Source organism: Aeromicrobium sp. PFPM2_SD2 (assembly GCF_057364525.1).
Window position 1 is genome coordinate 1 of sequence record NZ_JBNFNZ010000380.1, and the last position, 2,387, is coordinate 2,387.

1 pseudogene is annotated in these 2,387 nt (G+C 75.4%); it reads right to left on the bottom strand.

What is annotated here, in order from left to right:
* Nucleotides 1-2,387: pseudogene (locus AC2W7G_RS13890) on the bottom strand (helicase-related protein); the annotation flags it as partial.

Below are 2,387 nucleotides of genomic sequence, written 5' to 3' on the forward strand. Positions count from 1 at the left end.
GTACTGGGCCGAGCAGGTCGCCCAGCGGGTCGTCGGAAGGGGGTCGAGGAACGCCTCCGGGACGCCGACCGGCACGGCGACGCCGAGCCCGTCGCGCAGGGGCGTCCGACCTCCTCGACCGTGGCCCAGCGCTGCTCGCCGGCCACGTTGAGCTCGACGACGCGCCGGGCACCGGCCAGCTCGTCCAGCCAGGCCTTGGCCGGGCCCGGGTCGCGCTCGAGCGTGCGCTCGGCGACCTCGGCGGCGGTCAGCGGCCCGAGCAGGCGCAGCAGGTCGTCGACGCCCTCGGCGTCCTTCGCCCGGCGCTCGTCGGTGAGCCGCTGCAGCTCGGCCTCGGTCTGGCGCAGCACCTCGGGGTCGAGCAGCTCGCGCAGGTCGGCGCGGCCCAGCAGCTCCGAGAGCAGCGCCGGGTCCAGCGACAGGGCGGACGCGCGCCGCTCGGCCAGCGGGGTGTCGCCCTCGTAGAGGAAGGACGCGACGTAGCCGAACAGCAGGGTGTGGGCGAACGGCGAGGCCTTCTCGGTCGTGACCTCGGCGATCTCGACCTGGCGCGAGGCGATGCGCCGGGCCAGCGCGTCGAGCGAGGGCAGGTCGTAGACGTCCTGCAGGCACTCGCGGGCGGTCTCGAGCAGGATCGGGAAGGTCGGGAACTTGCGGGCCACGTCGAGCAGCTGGGCCGAGCGCTGGCGCTGCTGCCACAGCGGCGAGCGCTTGCCCGGGTTGCGCCGCGGCAGCAGCAGGGCGCGGGCGGCGCACTCGCGGAAGCGGGCGGCGAACAGGGCCGAGCCGCCGACCTCGTCGGTGACCAGCCGGTCGAGCTCGTCGGCGTCGAAGACGAACAGGTCGGCGCCGGGCGGCTCGGACTCGGTGTCGGGGATGCGCGCCACGATGCCGTCGTCGGACGCGACCACCGAGCCGTCGATGCCGTGCCGCTCGAGGATGCGCGCGGCGACGGCCAGCGCCCACGGGGCGTGCACGCGGCGTCCGTAGGGGGAGTGGAGCACGACGCGCCAGTCGCCCAGCTCGTCGCGGAAGCGCTCGACGACCAGCCGGCGGTCGGTGGGCAGCACGCCGGTGGCGGCCCGCTGCTCGTCCAGGAAGGCGAGCAGGTTGTCGACCGAGAACCGGTCGAGCCCCGCCGACTCGCCGCGGGCGCGGGCCTGCTTCGGCGTGCCGGAGGTGATCTCGCGGACGAACGAGCCCATCGCCTCGCCCAGCTCGGCCGGGCGCCCCTCGTTGTCGCCGTGCCAGAACGGCGGCTTGCCCGGCTGGCCGGGCGCGGGCGTGACGACGACCCGGTCGTGGGTGATCTCCTGGATGCGCCAGCTCGTGGCGCCGAGCGCGAAGACGTCGTTGACGCGCGACTCGTAGACCATCTCCTCGTCGAGCTCGCCGACCTTGCGCGGCCCGCGGGACTGCTCCTCGCCCTCGGGCAGCGTGACGGTGAACAGTCCGCGGTCGGGGATGGTGCCGCCGCTCGTGACGGCCAGCCGCTGCGCCCCCGGACGTCCGGTCAGCGTGCCGCCGTCACGGTCCCAGACCACGCGCGGGCGCAGCTCGGCGAACTCGTCGGACGGGTAGCGGCCGCTCAGCAGGTCGAGCGTGGCCTCGTACGCCGACCGCGGCAGCGTCGCGAACGGCGCGGACCGGCGGACGGTCTCGAACCACTCCTCGACGTCCAGCGGCTCCAGCGCGGTGGCGGCGACGGTCTGCTGGGCCAGGATGTCGAGCGGGTTGGCCGGGACGCGGATGGCCTCGAGCAGCCCGGCCCGCATGCGCTCGGCGGTCACCGCGGCACCGAGCAGCTCGTGGCGGGTGCGCGGGTAGACCAGGCCGCGCGAGACCTCGCCGACCTGGTGGCCGGCCCGGCCGACGCGCTGCAGCCCGCTGGCCACCGACGGCGGCGAGGCCACCTGCACGACGAGGTCGACGGCGCCCATGTCGATGCCCAGCTCGAGGCTGGACGTGGCGACGACGCAGCGCAGGCGTCCGGTCTTGAGGTCGTCCTCGATGATCGCCCGCTGCTCCTTGCTCACCGAGCCGTGGTGGGCGCGGGCCACGAGGGTGTCGTCGGCGCCCTCGCCCTGCCGCTCGGCGTACAGCTCGTTGAGCCGCGCCGTGAGCCGCTCGGCCAGGCCGCGCGAGTTGACGAAGACGATGGTGGAGCGCTGGCCGAGCACCTGGTCGAGGACGTGCTCCTCGACGTGCGGCCAGATGCTTCCGGCCGGCTGGTCGTCGTCCAGCGCCCGGGCGCCGCTGCCCTCCTCGCGCTTCGGGGCCGGGATGGCGGTCATGTCCTCGACCGGCACGACGACGCCCAGCTCGAGCCGCGACGGCGACTCGGGCGCGACCACGCGCCACCGGCGCGCGTCCGCCCAGGAAGCGCG